Source organism: Micromonospora chaiyaphumensis (assembly GCF_900091435.1).
Lineage (GTDB): Bacteria > Actinomycetota > Actinomycetes > Mycobacteriales > Micromonosporaceae > Micromonospora > Micromonospora chaiyaphumensis.
On record NZ_FMCS01000007.1, the window covers coordinates 255,490 to 271,597 of the forward strand.

The 16,108-nt window shown below is 75.1% G+C and carries 18 protein-coding genes; 9 read left to right on the plus strand and 9 right to left on the minus strand.

Annotated features, from left to right (window positions below; translation table 11 throughout):
- The first annotated feature begins 122 nt into the window (after positions 1-122).
- The gene (locus GA0070214_RS20515) at positions 123-1,481 is read left to right on the plus strand and encodes an alpha/beta hydrolase family protein (RefSeq protein WP_091266270.1); all 1,359 of its coding nucleotides are present in this window, start codon (positions 123-125) and stop codon (positions 1,479-1,481) included.
- A 47-nt stretch (positions 1,482-1,528) separates the two neighbouring features.
- Here GA0070214_RS20515 and GA0070214_RS20520 read toward each other — a convergent pair whose 3' ends face one another.
- Positions 1,529-2,077, minus strand: coding sequence for a hypothetical protein (locus tag GA0070214_RS20520; protein WP_091266274.1), 549 nt, complete (start codon positions 2,075-2,077; stop codon positions 1,529-1,531).
- A 605-nt stretch (positions 2,078-2,682) separates the two neighbouring features.
- Positions 2,683-3,435 carry a DedA family protein gene (locus GA0070214_RS20525; RefSeq protein WP_091266277.1) on the minus strand — a complete coding sequence of 251 codons (753 nt, stop codon included), beginning with the start codon at positions 3,433-3,435 and terminating at the stop codon, positions 2,683-2,685.
- 187 nt (positions 3,436-3,622) lie between these two features.
- Here GA0070214_RS20525 and GA0070214_RS20530 point away from each other — a divergent pair, with 187 nt between their 5' ends.
- Both GA0070214_RS20530 and GA0070214_RS20535 read left to right on the plus strand, forming a co-directional pair.
- Entirely contained in the window at positions 3,623-4,345 is a 723-nt protein-coding gene (locus GA0070214_RS20530; RefSeq protein WP_208602838.1) for a phosphotransferase, read from the plus strand.
- The gene (locus tag GA0070214_RS20535; protein ID WP_244167778.1) at positions 4,342-5,169 is read left to right on the plus strand and encodes an MOSC domain-containing protein; all 828 of its coding nucleotides are present in this window, start codon (positions 4,342-4,344) and stop codon (positions 5,167-5,169) included. Before GA0070214_RS20530 ends, GA0070214_RS20535 begins: the two co-directional genes overlap by 4 nt.
- A 226-nt stretch (positions 5,170-5,395) precedes the next feature.
- Here GA0070214_RS20535 and GA0070214_RS20540 read toward each other — a convergent pair whose 3' ends face one another.
- The 5 genes from GA0070214_RS20540 to GA0070214_RS20560 all read right to left on the minus strand — a co-directional run bounded on the left by GA0070214_RS20540 (position 5,396) and on the right by GA0070214_RS20560 (position 9,552).
- A complete protein-coding gene (locus GA0070214_RS20540) occupies positions 5,396-6,847 on the minus strand; it encodes a serine/threonine-protein kinase (RefSeq protein ID WP_091266280.1) in 1,452 nt (483 codons plus the stop codon).
- Positions 6,848-6,958: 111 nt separating this feature from the next.
- Positions 6,959-7,162: a hypothetical protein gene (locus tag GA0070214_RS20545; RefSeq protein WP_091266283.1), complete on the minus strand. Its 204-nt coding sequence runs from the start codon at positions 7,160-7,162 to the stop codon at positions 6,959-6,961.
- Between the two features lie 2 nt (positions 7,163-7,164).
- Positions 7,165-8,211, minus strand: coding sequence for a LacI family DNA-binding transcriptional regulator (locus GA0070214_RS20550; RefSeq protein ID WP_091266286.1), 1,047 nt, complete (start codon positions 8,209-8,211; stop codon positions 7,165-7,167).
- Positions 8,212-8,298: 87 nt separating this feature from the next.
- Positions 8,299-9,186: a helix-turn-helix domain-containing protein gene (locus GA0070214_RS20555; RefSeq protein ID WP_091266289.1), complete on the minus strand. Its 888-nt coding sequence runs from the start codon at positions 9,184-9,186 to the stop codon at positions 8,299-8,301.
- Positions 9,187-9,297: 111 nt separating this feature from the next.
- Complete coding sequence (locus tag GA0070214_RS20560) at positions 9,298-9,552, minus strand: DUF397 domain-containing protein (protein WP_091266292.1); 255 nt, start codon at positions 9,550-9,552, stop codon at positions 9,298-9,300.
- A 251-nt stretch (positions 9,553-9,803) separates the two neighbouring features.
- Here GA0070214_RS20560 and GA0070214_RS20565 point away from each other — a divergent pair, with 251 nt between their 5' ends.
- On the plus strand, positions 9,804-10,439 hold the full coding sequence (locus GA0070214_RS20565; protein ID WP_167364303.1) for a GGDEF domain-containing protein: 636 nt from the start codon (positions 9,804-9,806) through the stop codon (positions 10,437-10,439).
- Between the two features lie 7 nt (positions 10,440-10,446).
- Here the strand turns inward: GA0070214_RS20565 and GA0070214_RS20570 are convergent, their stop codons facing one another.
- Positions 10,447-10,944, minus strand: a complete 498-nt coding sequence (locus GA0070214_RS20570) for a type II toxin-antitoxin system PemK/MazF family toxin (protein ID WP_091266297.1) — start codon at positions 10,942-10,944, stop codon at positions 10,447-10,449.
- Positions 10,945-11,030: 86 nt separating this feature from the next.
- On the opposite strand from GA0070214_RS20570, the gene GA0070214_RS20575 reads away from it, so the two are divergent.
- From GA0070214_RS20575 to GA0070214_RS20585, 3 genes are all read left to right on the plus strand, one after another.
- Positions 11,031-11,633 carry a DUF4291 domain-containing protein gene (locus GA0070214_RS20575; protein WP_208602839.1) on the plus strand — a complete coding sequence of 201 codons (603 nt, stop codon included), beginning with the start codon at positions 11,031-11,033 and terminating at the stop codon, positions 11,631-11,633.
- An 84-nt stretch (positions 11,634-11,717) separates the two neighbouring features.
- On the plus strand, positions 11,718-12,740 hold the full coding sequence (locus GA0070214_RS20580) for a hypothetical protein (protein WP_091266303.1): 1,023 nt from the start codon (positions 11,718-11,720) through the stop codon (positions 12,738-12,740).
- A 106-nt stretch (positions 12,741-12,846) separates the two neighbouring features.
- The gene (locus GA0070214_RS20585) at positions 12,847-13,449 is read left to right on the plus strand and encodes a carboxymuconolactone decarboxylase family protein (protein ID WP_091266306.1); all 603 of its coding nucleotides are present in this window, start codon (positions 12,847-12,849) and stop codon (positions 13,447-13,449) included.
- A gap of 33 nt (positions 13,450-13,482) precedes the next feature.
- Here GA0070214_RS20585 and GA0070214_RS20590 read toward each other — a convergent pair whose 3' ends face one another.
- Entirely contained in the window at positions 13,483-14,220 is a 738-nt protein-coding gene (locus tag GA0070214_RS20590; protein WP_167364304.1) for a class I SAM-dependent methyltransferase, read from the minus strand.
- On the opposite strand from GA0070214_RS20590, the gene GA0070214_RS20595 reads away from it, so the two are divergent.
- Together GA0070214_RS20595 and GA0070214_RS20600 are read left to right on the plus strand one after the other, a co-directional pair.
- The gene (locus tag GA0070214_RS20595; RefSeq protein ID WP_091266312.1) at positions 14,219-14,794 is read left to right on the plus strand and encodes an NUDIX hydrolase; all 576 of its coding nucleotides are present in this window, start codon (positions 14,219-14,221) and stop codon (positions 14,792-14,794) included. The two genes, GA0070214_RS20590 and GA0070214_RS20595, sit on opposite strands and share 2 nt — an antisense overlap.
- A gap of 40 nt (positions 14,795-14,834) precedes the next feature.
- Positions 14,835-16,070, plus strand: a complete 1,236-nt coding sequence (locus tag GA0070214_RS20600) for a serpin family protein (protein ID WP_091266315.1) — start codon at positions 14,835-14,837, stop codon at positions 16,068-16,070.
- Positions 16,071-16,108 lie beyond the last annotated feature (38 nt).

A 16,108-nucleotide genomic window follows, 5' to 3' on the forward strand; every position in this document is an offset into this window, starting at 1 on the left:
TCAGTCAACGATTGACAGGCTTCGAGCCCCCGGCCTAGGTTCAGGGCGCTACCGGCCGGTAGGCATCCGTCCCGCCTGGCCGCCCCCGTCCCGGGGCGGCACCCGTCCCCGGGGGAGCACCGATGCTGACCTCATCCACCCGCCTCCTGCGCCGGCTGCTCGCGGCCGGCGCGGCCCTCACCCTCACGGTCGGCCTCGCCGGCGCCGCGCCCGCCCTCGCCGCCGACGACGGCAGCCAGCCGTTGCCCGGCTACACCATCAGCAACCCGCCCCTCGCGCCGCTCGTCATCGACGGCGCCGCCACCACCGTCCGGCAGGGCGTGCACGCGCACGCCGGCTACATCATCGAGACCCCCGCGAAGTGGAACGGCGATCTCGTGATGTGGGCGCACGGCTACCGCGGCCAGGGCACCGTGCTCGCCCCCGAGCCGCCCGGCTACGACCTGCGGCAGCGGATGCTGGCACAGGGGTACGCCTGGGCGTCGTCCTCCTACGACCGCAACGGCTACGACATCCGCTCCGGCGTGCTCGGCACCCGGGCGCTGGCCGACCTGTTCGCCGGCACGGTGAAGCGGCCGAAGCGGGTGCTCATCGCCGGCGTCTCCATGGGCGGGCACATCATCGGCCGCTCGCTGGAGCAGTACCCGGGCTACTACGACGGCGCGCTGCCGATGTGCGGGGTGCTCGGCGACCACGAGCTGTTCGACTTCTTCCTCGACTACAACCTGGCCGCGCAGGCCATCGCCGGGGTACGCGCGTACCCGACGCCGGACGACTATCTGACCAACGCGGTGCCGCGCATCCAGGCGGCGCTCGGGCTGGCGGAGCTGAAGCCGGGCGGCCCGGACACCACCAACGACCTCGGCAAGCAGCTGCGGGCAATCACCGTCGAGCGGTCCGGAGGTCCCCGGCCCGGCGCCGACGCCGCCTTCGCGGTCTGGAAGGACTTCCTGTTCAGCATCACCACCACCGACGGCGGCGACTCCCCCGCCCAGCGGCCCGGGCAGCTCGCCACCAACCTGCTCACCCGGTACTCGCCGAACAGCCCCGTGAACGTCAACGCCACGGTGCAGCGGGTCGCCCCGGAGAACGTGCGGCAGCGGCTGTCCCCGACGCTGACCGAGGTGCCGCGGATCAGCGGCCGGCCCACCGTGCCGGTGCTCAGCCTGCACGACCTCGGCGACCTCTTCGTACCGTTCAGCATGGAGCAGGCCTACGCCCGGGACGTCGCGTGGCACGGCCGCAGCCGGCTGGTCGTCCAGCGGGCGATCCGGGCCGCGCAGCACTGCGAGTTCAGCCCGGCCGAGGCCGGCGCCGCCTGGGACGACCTCGTGTCCTGGGTACGCACCGGCAAGCGCCCGGCCGGCGACGCGGTCACCGATCGGAAGGCGGTGTCGGCGCCGGACTTGGGCTGCCGGTTCAGCGACCCGGCCGCCTGGGCCGCAGGCTCGGGTACGCGTCGCCTGTACGCGCCCTGCTGACGCCGCTGGCCGGCACCCCTGTTCGGGGTGCCGGCCAGCGCGGTGGCTCAGCTGTTCCAGTGGTGGGCCACGATGTCGGCGGCCTGCTGCTCCCACTGCGCGTACGCATCCGGGTAGGCCGAGACCTGCACGGTCTGGGCGGCCTCGGTCAGCGGCATGTCCTGCCAGCCGTCAACCTGCTTCAGACCCTTCAGGAAAGCCAGGGTCGAGTACTCGGGGTCGGTGATCTGCTCCGGCGTGCCCCAACCCGAGCTCGGGCGCTGCTGGAACAGGCCCAGCGAGTCGTGATCGTTCTTGTCGCCGAGGTGGCCGAGGTTCTCCAGCTTCGACTCCTGCAGGCTCGTGGCGATCGAGATGACCGCGGCCCGCTCCGGCAGACCGGCCTTCTTCGTCGCGGCGATGATCGCCTTGGCGTTCGCGGTCTGCTCACCGTTCAGGTCGATCTTCGACTGGGCGCCCTGCACCGTCGCGACCGCGACCGGCTTGCCCTCGACCGGGCGGGCGTCGGCGTGAGCGGCGACCGGACCGGCGAACACGCCACCGGTGAAAGCCAGACCAGCAATACCCAGCACGCTCTTACGCAGCATCGAGTTCATGGGGATAGCTCCATTCGGGGGTTGGCGCACACGCCGATGGGGGTCGGCCGTGCGCAAGCACCGTCAGGCGCTCAAGAAAAGTCTTGGGGGATCATCCAGCGCGCGGGGCGAAGCCTCTTCGTCGCGCCGGGACCATGTACAACGACCGGCGACCCGCCATCATTCCGGGCCCGGGACACCCGCGCCGGCGGGCCGCCCTTCCTCGGTCGTGCACCGGGTACAACGACCCCCACCCACCCGCCATTCCACCGCCCGGGTGCCACCGGCCACCCCACGAAACGGACACCCCGCCCACACCACGACGGTCGGTGGAACACCATGGGTGCATCCCGGCCCCGGAGACACCCACAGCGTTCCACTCACCAGTCGACCAGCGCGTGAACCGGACATTCTGCCCGTGTGTCACGCCGGGAGCAGCGCACCCGTGACCCGATCTTGGAGAGTTTCTGTTCCTCTCGAACGGAAACTCTCCAAGATCGCGAGGAGGCCGCGTCGCGGAAGACGTCGGTGGGGTGCGAAACGGACATCCGTCCGCTGAAGCGGGCGACACGCGCCCGCTCGCAGCAGTTCGCGGGGTGGTGGCGGCCCGGGTGTGCTGCGAGTGATCAGCGGTCGTCGGGCTCCTCGGGGGTCCACCAGCCGCCCCGGTACAGGGTGCCGCGGGGCGGCTCGGCCGGGGCGGGGCGGGGGCGACGCGCCCGGCGCACGCGGCTGACCACGAACCAGCCGACGGCGCCCACGCAGACCACGATGACCACGTTCTGCAGCGTCCCGACGTACGACTCGACGACGTGCCAGTTCTCGCCGAGCAGGTAGCCGGCCAGCACGAAGGCGCTGTTCCAGATGAGGCTGCCCAGCGAGGTGAAGAGCAGGAAGACCGGTACGGGCATCCGTTCCACGCCGGCCGGGATGGACACGAGACTGCGGAAGATCGGAATCATCCGGCCGAAGAACACCGCCTTGACCCCGTGCCGGAGGAACCAGGCCTCGGTGCGGTCGACGTCCTCCAGTTTGACCAGCGGCAGACGGCCCACGAGGGCCCGCATCCGATTCCGGCCGAGAGCCGCGCCGATCTGGTAGAGGGCCAGGGCGCCCAGCACCGACCCGAGGGTCGTCCACGCGATCGCCCCGACGAGGCTCATCCGCCCCTGACTCGCGGTGAACCCGGCCAGCGGCAGGATCACCTCGCTGGGGATGGGCGGGAAGAGGTTCTCCAGGGCCACCGCGAGGCCGGCCCCTGGGCCGCCGAGCCGTTCGACCAGGCCGGTGACCCAGCCGACGGGTCCTTCGCCGGCCGGCTCCGCGGCGCGCGGGGCCGCCACCCGGGGACCGACGAGGAGTTGCGCGTTTCCGATCATCCGACAACGTTACGGGGCGGCGTGCCCGGCGACCACGAAACCAGGCGGGCGGGCGACATCTACGCCGCTGTACGACGCGCCTCGAAAGGGTCGGCCCCGGGCGACCGTCCACTGAGTACGGCCCCGGTGTCGGACGGGCCGCCTATGGTGTGCCGGTGGGGCCGACGGCCCCGAGAAGGAGAAGACGATGGCGGTCACTCCGGCCAGGGGCGCCGTCCGGCCCGCCGACGGCGGCCCCATGGATCCGGGCACTCCGGCGACCGCTCCCCTGGCCTCCGGCCGGACCGCCGACGTGTACGCCCTCGACGGCGACCGGGTGCTGCGCCGGTACCGGGACCGTGGCGACGTGCGCGCGGAGGCCGAGGTCATGCGCCACCTGCACGCCGCCGGCTACCCGGTGCCGCGGGTGCACCACGCCGAGGGTCCCGACCTGGTGCTCGACCGGGTGGCCGGCCGGACCCTGTTCGAAGCGATCGTCGCGGGTGAGGTCACGCCGCGCTCGGGGGCGGGTCTGCTGGCCGACCTGCACGCCCGGCTGCACGCGCTGCCCGCCCCCCGCTCGGCCGATCCGGCGGTCCGGCTCCTGCACCTCGACCTGCACGCGCAGAACGTGCTCCTCACACCGGCCGGCCCGGTCGTCATCGACTGGGCCAACGCCACCGAGGGGTCGCCCGCGCTGGACCGGGCGGTGACCGCGCTGATCATCGCCGAGGCCGCGGTGGACCGTTCCTTCCCGCTGCGGGCAGCGGCGGCCGAGGTGCTGTCGGCATACGTGGCCGAGGCGGGGCCGCTGGCGCCGGTGGCGGAGGCCGTCGCGCGGCGGACCGGACTGGGACCGCTCGAGGCGGCCCGGCTGCCCGAGGCGGCCGCCATGGTCGAGGCGACGGTCCGGGTGGCGGGTGCCCGGTGATCGGGCGGGTCCTCGGCATCCGGCGTTATCCCGTGAAGTCGTTGCTGGGTGAGGACCTCGATGCGGTGGCCGTGGACGCGGCCGGGCTGGCCGGGGATCGGCGGCTCGCCCTGCTGCACCGGGAGACCGGGCGGGTGGCGAGCGCGAAGAACCCGTACCGGTGGCGGGCGCTGACCACGCTGCGGGCCACCGGCGGCGACGGCGCGGTGCGGATCACGCTGCCCGACGGCCGGAGCGTCGCAGTCGGCGACGACGGGGTGGACGACGTGCTCTCCGAGGTGCTCGGCGCGCCGGTGACACTGACCGACACCCCGCCGCCCGACGCGGTGCTCGAACGGTCCCGTCCGGAGGAGGTGCTCGCCGCGGGGGTGGCGGTGCCGGTGCCGGTCGAGGAGGGGCGGCTCGGGGGCGCGGCGCCGCCGGGCGGGCTCGTCGACTTCGCCCCGGTACACCTGCTCACCACCGCGACGCTGCGGCGGATCGGCGCGGAGCTGCCGTCCGGCGCCGTGGACCCGGTGCGGTACCGGCCGAACCTGGTGCTGGAGACTGCTGGCGCCGGGTTCGAGGAGAACGACTGGCCGGGCCGGGAGCTGCGGATCGGCGACGACCTGGTGCTGCGGGTGCTGGCCCGTACGCCCCGCTGCGCGGTGCCGACCCTGGCGCACGGCTCGCTCCCCCGCGACCCGGAGGCGCTGCGCGTCCCCGCCCGGCTGAACCGGGTGGTGCCGCTGGACGGGCTGGCGCCACAGCCGTGCGTGGGCGCGTACGCCCAGGTGGTGCGCGCCGGCCTGGTCCGGGCTGGCGACCCGGTGCAGCTCGCCTGAGCGGGGGCTCAACTCGCACAGGAGCCGGCGCCGCGGCCGGCTGACCCGACCCGGGCGAGCCAATTCCTGCACGCGGCCGGCCCCGAACCGGTACGGCTGCCCAGAGCCGGGCGGGCCAACCCCTCCAGGCCGGCCGGACCCGACGCTGTGCGGGTGGCCTGCCGGACGAGCCAACCCCTGCCTGCCGACCGGCCCGAACCGGTGCGGCTGACCGGAGGCGGGCGGCTCAGCCCTCGCCCCGGCCGTCCCCGCGTAGCCCCGCGTAGGCGTCGAGCAGGTCCTGGAGGGCGGCGGCGGTGCCGTCGTCGAGCTTGCCGTCCTCGGCCAGCTCGTCGATCCGCTCGCGCAGGTCGTCGATGCGCTTGGCCCGATCCTTGGGCTTGCCGCGGTCGAGCTCGGCGGCCTTCTCGCGCAGGTCGTTCGCGGTCTTCCGGTCGATCCTGCGGTCCGCTACGGCCTGGTCGACGACGTCGGCGAACTGGGCGGCGAGCTGGCGCAGCGTGACCGGCGCGGGCCGGGCGTCGGCGGGGCTGGACGTGGCCGGCCCGGACGGCGTCGACGGGCTCGGCTCGTCGGCCGGCGTGCCCGTCGACGGGTCGGTGGACAGGCCGGTGACCGGCCCGGTGCCCGTCGGCGTGCCGGAGTCGTGGTCGAGCAGCAGCGTGCCGACGAGGGCGAGCAGCAGCACCACCCCGGCGGCGACCAGCGCCCCGAGGAGCCGGTTCGACCGGGCGGCCGGCCGCGCGGGCGGCGGCGGGACCGGGCGGGAGGCCCGCTCGATCAGCGTCGGCGGGTGTTCCGGCCGGGGCACGGTGGGCAGGATCGCGGTCGGCGGGTCGGCCGGCTGGCCGGCGCCGAGCCGGGTGGCGAGCTGGGCGGCCGTGGGGCGCCGAGCCGGGTCCACGGCCAGGCAGGCCAGGGTGAGTTCGGCGACGTCGGCGGGGAGGCCGGGGATGCGCAGCGGCGGCACGGAGGGCCGGTGGGCCTGCACGTCGAGCACGTCGTCCCAGGTCTGCACGGGCAGCGGGGCGCGCCCCGTGAGGGTGCGGTAGAGCAGGGCGCCGAGGGCGTAGACGTCGCTGGCCGGGTTCGCCGGGCCAGGGGTCATCCGTTCCGGCGCGAAGTAGGCCGGGGTGCCCATCAACAGCTCGCCGGTCTGCCCGGCCAGGGGGTGCCGCGGGCCCGCCAGGGTGGCGATGCCGAAGTCGAGCACCTTGGCCCCGGTCTCGGTGAGCATCACATTGCCGGGCTTGATGTCGCGGTGCACCACACCGATCCGGTGCGCGGCGGCCAGGGCGGCGGCGACCTGGCCGGCCAGCCGGACGGCCTCGGGCCAGGCGAGCGGCCCGCGGGTCAGCCGGTCGGCGAGGGTCTGCCCTTCGACCAGCTCCATGACCAGGTAGGGCACCACCGAGGCGTCGGGCAGGGTGGCCTCGCCGTAGTCGTACACCTGGGTCACGTGCGGGTGGGTGAGCCGCGCCGCGGCGCGGGCCTCGCGCTGGATGGTGGCGCGCAGCTGCGGGTCCGCGGCGAGCTGGGTGGCGAGGGCCTTGACCGCGACGGGGCGGTGCAGGACCTCGTCGTCGGCGCGCCACACCTCGGACATCCCGCCGAGCCCGATGCGCTCGCGCAGGACGTACCGGTCGTGCAGGCGCAGCGACGGCGTGAACGGCGACATGGTGGTCCAGTCTGCCTGGCCGGAGGGCCGGCCCACCAACCCGGTGCCCGGTTCGGTGCCGATCGGGCGGTTCCGGGGCCGAACGGGGTGGCGCCGACCACCAGCCGTGGGTCAGGACGGGCAACTGGGACGGGCCGCCGGGCGGGGTTCCATCCGGTCGGCGAGGCGGCGCAGGGCCGCCGCGGCGGCCAGCCGGGTGGGTGCCAGCCGGGGTGCGCGCGGCCGGTCGGGGCGGACCGGGGCGTCGGGACGGGCGGAGTTCACGTGCCGCGTCACGGCGTCGACGGCGAGGACGAAACCGGTGGAGTGTTCCATGGTCAACTCCTGGGGACGGGACCGGTCGAGGTCCGGACAACGAGGTCGGTGGGGAGCAGAAGGTGGCCGTCGGCCGGGTCGGCGGGCGGCTCCAGCAGCAGTGCGGCGGCGAGCCGGCCCTTCTCCTCGGCCGGCTGCCGGACGGTGGTCAGCCCCGCGGCGGCGGCCTCGGCGATGTCGTCGAAGCCGGTGACCGAGAGGCCCGGGTGCGGGCCGGCCGCGTCGAGCACCCCGAGCGCCAGCACGTCGGAGCAGGCCAGCACGGCCGTGGGGGGATCGTCCCCGGCCAGCACCGGGGCGATGGCCGCGGCGGCGGCCGCCCGGCTGTTGCCGGCGGCGTTGACCACGGTGATGGCCGGCCACGGGACGCCGGCGGCGGCGAACGCGTCGGCGAAGCCGGCGAGGCGGCCGTGGGTCGTGGGGCGGGGGGCGTCGCCGGGGCCGGCCAGCCGCAGCGGCCCGGGCGGCGCGTCGGGCAGCACGGTGTCGCCGAGCAGGGCCACCCGCCGGTGCCCGAGGCCGGCGACGTGGGCGGCGACGGATCGGGCGGCGGCCCGTTCGTCGATGCCGACGAAGCGGTCGGCGGGGGCGGCCGCTTCGGGGGCGGTGGTGACGAGGGGCAGCCCCCGGTCGCGGATCGCCCCGAGGACGTGCTCCTCGTCGCCCACGCAGTAGACGCAGAAGCCGTCGACCGCGGCGTTGTCCACGGCGGCCCGGGCGCGGTCGCGCTCGCGGGGCAGCGGCACCAGCAGCAGGCTGGCGCCGTGCCGCTCGGCCACCTCGCCGACGCCGGCGAGGAAGCGCACCGCGAACGGGTCGGTGAAGGCGTAGGACAGCTCGGAGGTGAACAGGACGCCGATGGCGCCGACGAAGCCGCGGCGCAGCGAGCGGGCGGTCGGGTCGGGGCCCGGGTAGCCGAGGCGGCGCGCGGCGTCGAGGATCTTCGCCCGCAGCGCGGCGGAGAGCTGGTCGGGCCGGCTGTAGGCGTTGGACACGGTGCTGCGGGAGACGCCCACCGCGTTCGCGACGTCCTGCAGGGTCGGCTTCACCGTTCTGCCCTTCTGGATCGATTCAGTACTGTATCGATTCAGAAGCTACTCCGCCGCGCGGCGGGCGTCAACGGGAAACCGGCGCGATCAGGCCGGGTAGAGCTCGTCGCGGATGCGCGACAGCAGCTCGGGGGTGCGCTCGGGCGGCGCGGCCTCGCCGCAGAGCCGCTCCATCGCCCCCGCGTAGTGGTCGAGGTCGTCGCGCTTGTCGAGGTAGACGGCGCTGGTCAACTGCTCGATGTAGACGATGTCGGGCAGGTCCTGGTCACCGAAGCGCAGGATGCTGAAGGCGCCGCCGGCGGCGGCGTGCCCGCCGGTGTCGAACGGGACGATCTGGAGCCGGACGTGCGGCGCCGCGGTCGCCGCGATGAGCGCGTCCACCTGCTCGCGCATCACCGCGGGGCCACCGACCGGCCGCCGCAGCACCGCCTCGTCGAGCACCGCCCAGAGCTGCGGCGGGTCGCTGCGGCGCAGCAGCCCCTGGCGCTCCATCCGCAGGCTCACCCGCCGGTCGATCTCCGCCGGCGGGGCACCGTGGTGGCCGAGCAGGACCACGGCCCGGGCGTACGCCGGCGTCTGGAGCAGGCCCGGGACGAACTGCACCTCGTAGGTGCGGATCAGCGCGGCGGCGGCCTCCAGCCCCAGGTAGGACTGGAACCATGCGGGGAGCACGTCACCGTAGCGGTGCCACCAGCCCGGGCTGTTGGCGTCGCGGGCGAGTCGCAGCAGCGCCGCCCGCTCGTCGGGCGTCGTGACGCCGTAGAGGGTGAGCAGGTCGGCGACGTCGCGCTCCTTGAAGCCGACCCGGCCCAGCTCCATGCGGCTGATCTTCGATTCGGAGGAGCGGATCTCCCAGCCGGCGCTCTCCCGGCTCACCCCGGCGCCCTCCCGGAGCCTGCGCAACTGCGCCCCGAGCAGCATGCGCAGCACGGTCGGGCCGCTGGCCGGGCCTCCTTCGACGGGCACCGTCGTCACCTGACCGTCCTCTGCCGACTGTCCTGACCGGACGCCCCAGCCCGGCCGAGGAGTAAGCATGCCATGAACCGACAGTGAGGTGAACTCCCCCGGACGGAGGATGCGGTCCCGTCAGCGGGACGGCGGGCGAGCGATCAGGTGGTCGAAGTCGCCGTCCCGGGCACCGAGCACGAACGCGGCGATCTCGTCGACCGTGTAGATGAGCGCCGGCCCGTCGGGGTGGCGGGAGTTGCGGACCGCGATACCGCCGCCGTCGGGCAGCTCGGCCAGCTCGACGCAGTTGCCGCTGGGGTTGCTGCGCCGGCTCTTCTGCCAGCGCACCGGCGGCAGCTCGGTGGTGGGTACGCCGTTCGGGGGGTGTTGCATTGGGGCGTCCTTCGCGGGAAGAGCCAGCCGGTGCCGCGGGGAGGAGCGGTGGGTGGCGACGGGGCTGTCGACTGAGGACGGAGATGCACGTGCATCTGCTATTGCATCTGCAATGGACAGCGAGCATGATATCGCACGTGCGGTGTACCCGGACGTTCACGTTCGGTTACCCGGATCCCGGTTGCGAGCAGACAGAACAGGTCCGGCCCGGCACCGTCCGGCGAGGCCGGGACTGCGGTGAGGGAGGGCGCGTGCCGGATCCGATGACCGTCGCCTCCGGCATCTCCGCAGCGGGCGCCCTGCTGTCCGCCTGGCAACTGCGCCGCCGGGCGCTGCGCGCCGAGGCCGAGATCGAGCTGCTGCACGCCGAGCTGGCGGCCGAGCGGCACGCGGCCAGCCACGACCCCCTCACCGGGCTGCCCAACCGGCGGGCCTTCTTCCGGCTGGCCGCCACCCTGCTCACCGACGCCGCCGGCAAGCCACTGGTGGCGATCGTGCTCGACCTCGACGACTTCAAGCAGGTCAACGACCGCTACGGGCACGCCGCCGGCGACCAGGTGCTGGTCAGCGTGGCGCAGCGGCTGGCCGCGTTCGCCGGGGACAACCTGGTCGCCCGGCTCGGCGGCGACGAGTTCGCCGGCCTGCTGGTCAGCCCGACGGTGGACCGGCGCTGGATCGAGCACGCCACCCGCCGGCTCTGCGAGGCGCTCGCCGCACCGATCCCACTGGGCGCCCGCAGCGTGCGGGTGACCGCCTCGGTCGGGCTCGCCCCGGTGCACGGGCCGACCCAGCTCACCGACGCGCTGTGCCGGGCCGACGCCGCGATGTACCAGGCGAAGACGGTCGGCGCCGCCCGCGCGGCCCGCCAGCTCGTCGGCGAGTGCTGAACCGCCGTCAGCGCCAGCCGTAGCCGGACCGCAGCGCCTGGCCCACCCGGTCGAACCGGCGCCGGTCCAGCACCGCGCCCTCGCGGCGGATGCTGTCCTCGCGCATGGTCAGCACCCGGTCCAGGCGGACCCAGCTCGGCCGCTGGTCCCGGTCCCACTCCCCCGGGCCCAGCGCCAGCCAGTGCCGCTGGCCGTCGCGCTCGCTCTGGCTGGACAGCATGAGCCCGAACAGCGTGCGGCTCTGCCGCCCGACCACCAGCACCGGGCGGTCCTTGCCCTGGCGGGGGTCGTCCTCGTAGGGCACCCAGGTCCAGACGATCTCGCCCGGGTCCGCCTGGCCGTCCAGCTCCGGCGCGTACGCCAGCTCACGCCGCTGCAACGCGGTGACCTGGCGGCGCCGGGCGACCTGGGCCGGGATCGGCCGGGCGGTACGGGTGGGCGCCGACGCCGCGCCCCCGGCGATCCGGCCGAGCCGGGACGCCACGTTCCTCAACAGACCTGCCACGGCGGGCAGCCTATCCTCCGGCCCCGGCACGCACACGGCGGGGAAACCGGTGGCCGCCAGGGCCGGTGCTCCGCGACGATGCCCCGGTGACCGTTCCCCGCCACCAGGTCCGGGCCGCCTTCACCGCCGACACCGTCACCGTCTACCAGGCGTACCGGCCGGAGATCGCCGACGCGGCGCTGGCCGCCGGCCGGTTCGTGCCGCCGTTCAAGCGGGAGCGGATGACCTGGATCAAGCCCTCGTTCCGGTGGATGATGTACCGCTGCGGCTGGGCCCTCAAGCCCGGCCAGGAACGGGTGCTCGCGGTCGAGATCACCCGTGCCGGCTTCGAGTGGGCGCTCGCGCACGCCTGCCTCAGCGGCTACGACCCGCGGCGGCACCCGGACCGGGAGAGCTGGCGGCGGCAGCTGCGCACCAGCCCGGTGCGGGTGCAGTGGGACCCGGAACGCTCGCTGCGGCTCGCGCCGCTGCCGTACCGGTCGGTGCAGGTGGGGCTGGCCGGCGACGCGGCGCGCCGCTACGTCGACGAATGGCTGGTCGGCCTCACCGACATCACGCCGCTGGCCCGGGCGGTGCACGCCCGCCTCACCGCCGGCGACGAGCCCGGCGCGGCCGCGTTGCTGCCGGTCGAGCGGCCGTACCCGCTGCCGGCCGAGGTGGCCCAGGTGGTCGACGCCGACCCGGACTGACGCGATGCCCTCCGTCCCGAGCGCAATTGGGTTGTTCGACGGTGGTGCACGACCGACCATGGTCGGCATGGTGGGAGATCGGAGGTGAGGACGCCGCTTCAGGGCGGGCTCCCGCCGATCGACGCGGTGGCCGGCGCCGTCGTCGAGATCGCCTGTGACGAGTCGGGGTTCTCGGGCACCAACCTGCTCCATTCGACCGCCCCGGTGATCACGCACGCGGGTGTCGACCTGGACGTGGACGAGGCCGTCGAGCTGATCACGACGCTGCGGTCCGGGTTCCGGTTCTCGCCGCACGAATTCAAGTCCGGGCAGTTCCTCCGCGGCCCGGGCGCGGCCGAGGCGCGGGAGTGGTTCCTCGGTGCGCTGACCGGCCGCGCGTCCGTGCACCTGGTCGACAAGGAGTTCTTCCTCGTCACCAGGGTCGTCGACCTGCTGCTGTTCGAGCCGGTGTACGCGGCCGGCACCCGGCTGACGCAGGATCAGCGTCCGCCCGCTCTCGCCCTGTACCGGGCCGGCCGCTCGGCCGGCGGCGACTGGGATGTCTTCCTCGGGGCCTTCGTCGACCTGGTCCGGACCAAACGGCGGCAGCCGGATCCCCGGGCCGTGCAGCGGTTCTTCGCAGCCCGGGACGCGCTGCTGGGCACCGGCCTCGGCACACCGGCCGCCGCCGTCCTCACCGCGCTCGACCCGACCCACGTCTGGGCCGTGGTGACCCGGCTCGACAACGAGGACCGGTCGATCCCCCCACCGCTGGAACCGATGCTGCCGGCGCTGGCGGAAACGGTGCTGTCCTGGAGCGGCGGCCGGCGGCAGGTGCTGGTGACCCACGACGAGCAGAGCGCCCTCACGGCCGACCGGTTGACCCGTCTTCGGCAGGCGCTGACCGACCACTGCGGACCGCCGGCGGCGGACGCCGACCAGGCCGGGGCGTTGCCGGCCGGAACATCGCCGCTGGCCGGGCTCGTGATGGTCGACTCCCGCGACGATCCACGGGTCCAGGTCGCCGACCTCCTCGCGGGGGTGGCGCGGCGGTCGCCGGGGATCGTCGAGGACGCCCTGCTCCAGCCGCTGCTGTCCCCGACGTCACTGCGCGACCCCGAGGGATGACGCTCGGCGACATCCGGACCCGGCCGGAACGACGGGAGAACAAGGTGACATCCGAACTGTCGTTGATCGGTCACTGCGTGATCGCCACCTGCCGCACACTGGCCCGATGAACCGTCCGGCCGCATTCCTCGCCGATCCGCCGCAGAGCCCGGCGGTGACCGCCGCCTACGAGGGCGATCTCACCTCCGACGGCTACGTCAACAACCTCACCCGGGTCTGGTGCTGGCGTCCGGACGTGCTGGCGTCCTTCCAGGCGGTGCGTGCTGACCTCCTGGCCGGTTCCGGCCTGTCGCCGAGGGAGCTCGCCGTGCTGGTCGCCGCCACCGCGGCTGCGCGCGACGACGCCTACTGCGCGCTGGCCTGGGGCACCAGGCTGGCCGAACTCAGCGACGAGGCGACCGCCGCACGGGTGCTGCGGGGCGTGGACGCCGACCTGTCCGAGCGGGAGAACGCGCTGGCCGCCTGGTCCCGTCAGGTCGTCCAGGATCCGAATGCCACGACCGAGGCCGATGTGCAGCGCCTGCGCGACGCGGGTCTCCACGACCAGGAGATCTTCGAGGCGACGACGTGGATCGCATTCCGGCTGGCGTTCTCCACCGTCAACGACGCGCTGGGAGCACGCCCGGATCCGCAGCTTGCCGAGAAGGCGCCTCGACTCGTCCGCGAAGCCGTCACCTTCGGCCGCCAGGTTGAGGCGCACGCCGTGTGACGCTCGCGCCGGCACCGGCCGGCGCCGACCGGGTCAGGCGGCCCGGCGGGCCAGGACGAGGGTGGTGCGGAGGTCGAGGACCACAATGCCCCCGAACCCGTCGATCGCCGCGCCGACCGCGCCGAGCACCCGTTCGCGCAGCTCGGGCGGGCGGCGCAGCTGCGGCGAGAAGGTGCCGACCAGCCGGAGGTAGGCCGCGGTGTCCAGCGGCAGGTCCCGGCGGAAGACCGGGGCCCGGACGTCGGTGAAGAGGCCGCTGCCGGCGATGTCGGCGCGGAACCAGTCGTCGGGGCGGTCGTGCTGCTGGCGCGGGTCGGCCGACTCGAACGCCGCCCGGATGGCGGCCCGCTGCCCCGGGTCGACGTAGTCGTAGCGGTGGCCGAAGACGGCGAGCGTGCCGCCGGGACGCAGCGCGTCGTGCGCCCGGCGGTTGCGGGTGGCCGGGTCGAGCCAGTGCCAGGCCATGGCGCAGGCCAGCACCGGCACGCCGCCGGCCGGCGGGGTCCAGTCCTCGAAGGCCGCGGTCACCACCTCGACCTGGGGGAAGCGCGCGGCCAGCACCTGGGCCATCCGGGGGTCCGGCTCGACGCAGGTGGTCGGCGCCCCGAGGCCGAGCAGGGTGGTGGTGGCCAGGCCGGTGCCGGCGCCCACCTCGGCCAGCAGCTCGGGCGTGCCGCCGTGGTAGGCGCGGATCGCCGCGACGATCTCGGCCGGATAGCCTGGGCGGGCCTCGTGGTAGGCGCCGGCCACCTCGCCGAAGAGTTGCGACATGATCGCCATCATCGCAGGCCCGGCCGGTCGCCACCGCCCCGACGAAGGGAGTGCCGTGGATCCGGAGCTGCCCGACGACCTGCCGTTGTTCGAGCGGGAGGCGGTCCGGCTGGTGGTCCTGGACGCCACCGACCGGGTGCTGCTGTTCCACACCCGCGACCCGGACCATCCCCGGCTCGGCACCTGGTGGGAGCTGCCCGGCGGCGGGCTCGACCCCGGGGAGACCTACCTCGAGGCGGCGGTACGCGAGCTGCGCGAGGAGGCCGGCATCGTGGTCGCGCCGGCCCAGGTGGGTGCGCCGACGTGGCGGCGGCGGGCCAGTTTCCGGCACCGGCAGCGGCGGCACCTCCAGGACGAGGTGGTGGTTCCGGTACGGCTGCCCGGGCCGGGGCCGGACGTGGACGAGGCGGACCGGCTGGACTACGAGGTGGAGGACTACTTCGGGTTCCGCTGGTGGCCGGTGGCCGACGTGGTGGCCGAGCAACCCCGCTGCTACCCGGGGCGGCTGCCGGAGCTGCTGCCGGCGTTCCTGGCCGGCGAGGAGATCGACGAACCGTTCGAACTGTGGTCCTGACCGGCGTGCCGGACGGGCCGCCGACCGGCACAGTGGAGCGGTGAACCCTCTCCACGAACCCCTGGCCCACTACGCCGAGCGGCTGCACCGGGCCGCCGGCGACGCCCACCACGTCGCCTCGCCGCTGGGCGCCTGGCTGCTGCTCGCGTTGACCGGGCCGGCGGCGACCGGCGAGGCCCGGGCGACCCTCACCGAGGCGCTCGGCGCCGACGCGGACGACGCCGCCGCGGCGGCCCGCGCGCTGCTCGCCGAGCCGCACCCGCTGGTCGCCGCGGCCACCGCCCTGTGGGAGCGGACCCCCTTCGAGCAGCTCGCCGCCTGGCGGGCCGGCCTGCCCGAGCGCACCGAGCGCGGCCCGCTGCCCGACCAGGCGGCGCTGGACGCCTGGGCCCGGGAGCGCACCGCCGGCCTGATCGAGCGGTTCCCGGTCACCGTCACGCCGGACACCCTGCTGATCCTGGCCAGCGCGCTGGCCACCCGGGTGTCCTGGGCCGACCCGTTCCGGGTGGCGCCGGCCGGTGAGCTGGGGGCCGGCAGCGCCTGGGCGGGGCGCCTGCGGCGGGTGCTGCGGACACCCCCGCGAGGGCACCGCTGCTGGGTGGCGACCACCGAGCGGGCCGGCGACGTGGCGGTGCACGCCGCGCCGGCCCGACCGGCGGACGGCGGCGCCGGGCTGCTGGTGGTGTCGGTGGCCGCCGCGCCGGAGGTGCCCGCGGCGGACGTGCTGGCCGCCGCGCAGGACCTCGCGGCGACGGCGGCCACCGTCCCGGCCGGGATGGAGCCGGGCCGGCGGTCGCTGTTCGACCTGCCGCTGGGCGAGACGCCGCTGTGGACGGTGCGGGAGGAGCCGACCCGGACGTTCGCCCGGGACGGCCGCGAGGAGTGGGCCGTGGCGGTGCTGCCCTGCTGGTCGGCGGAGAGCCGGCACGACCTGAACCCGGCCGGGTTCGGCTTCGACGGGGCCGCGCGGGCGCTGGGCGCCCTGCTCGGGCTGGCCGAGCCGCCGTTCGAGGCGGTGCAGTCGGCGGTGGCACGGTTCGGGCGGTACGGCTTCGAGGCCGCCGCGGTGACCGCGTTCGCCGTGGCGACCGGGCTGCCGCCCGAGGGCGTGGCCCGGGTCGCGGAGCTGCGCTTCGGGCACCCGTACGCGGTGGTGGCGGTGGCCACCGACGACGTGGGCGGGCCGTGGCACGGGCTGCCGGTCTACTCGGCGTGGGTGGCCGAGCCGGCGGAACTGCCCGAGGACGAGGTGGCCGACCCGCCGGAGCAGTGGTGAGCGTGGGGGCCTCCGGTTGCCGCCGGAGGCCCCCACCG

Coding starts and splice junctions, on each gene's coding strand:
- GA0070214_RS20590 (WP_167364304.1), bottom strand. CDS start 14,220: ATGTCGCAACTCTTCGGCGAGGTGGCCGGCGCCTACCACGAGGCCCGC.
- GA0070214_RS20585 (WP_091266306.1), top strand. CDS start 12,847: ATGAACCGTCCGGCCGCATTCCTCGCCGATCCGCCGCAGAGCCCGGCG.
- GA0070214_RS20595 (WP_091266312.1), top strand. CDS start 14,219: ATGATCGCCATCATCGCAGGCCCGGCCGGTCGCCACCGCCCCGACGAA.
- GA0070214_RS20545 (WP_091266283.1), bottom strand. CDS start 7,162: ATGGAACACTCCACCGGTTTCGTCCTCGCCGTCGACGCCGTGACGCGG.
- GA0070214_RS20525 (WP_091266277.1), bottom strand. CDS start 3,435: ATGATCGGAAACGCGCAACTCCTCGTCGGTCCCCGGGTGGCGGCCCCG.
- GA0070214_RS20520 (WP_091266274.1), bottom strand. CDS start 2,077: ATGAACTCGATGCTGCGTAAGAGCGTGCTGGGTATTGCTGGTCTGGCT.
- GA0070214_RS20530 (WP_208602838.1), top strand. CDS start 3,623: ATGGCGGTCACTCCGGCCAGGGGCGCCGTCCGGCCCGCCGACGGCGGC.
- GA0070214_RS20560 (WP_091266292.1), bottom strand. CDS start 9,552: ATGCAACACCCCCCGAACGGCGTACCCACCACCGAGCTGCCGCCGGTG.
- GA0070214_RS20540 (WP_091266280.1), bottom strand. CDS start 6,847: ATGTCGCCGTTCACGCCGTCGCTGCGCCTGCACGACCGGTACGTCCTG.
- GA0070214_RS20515 (WP_091266270.1), top strand. CDS start 123: ATGCTGACCTCATCCACCCGCCTCCTGCGCCGGCTGCTCGCGGCCGGC.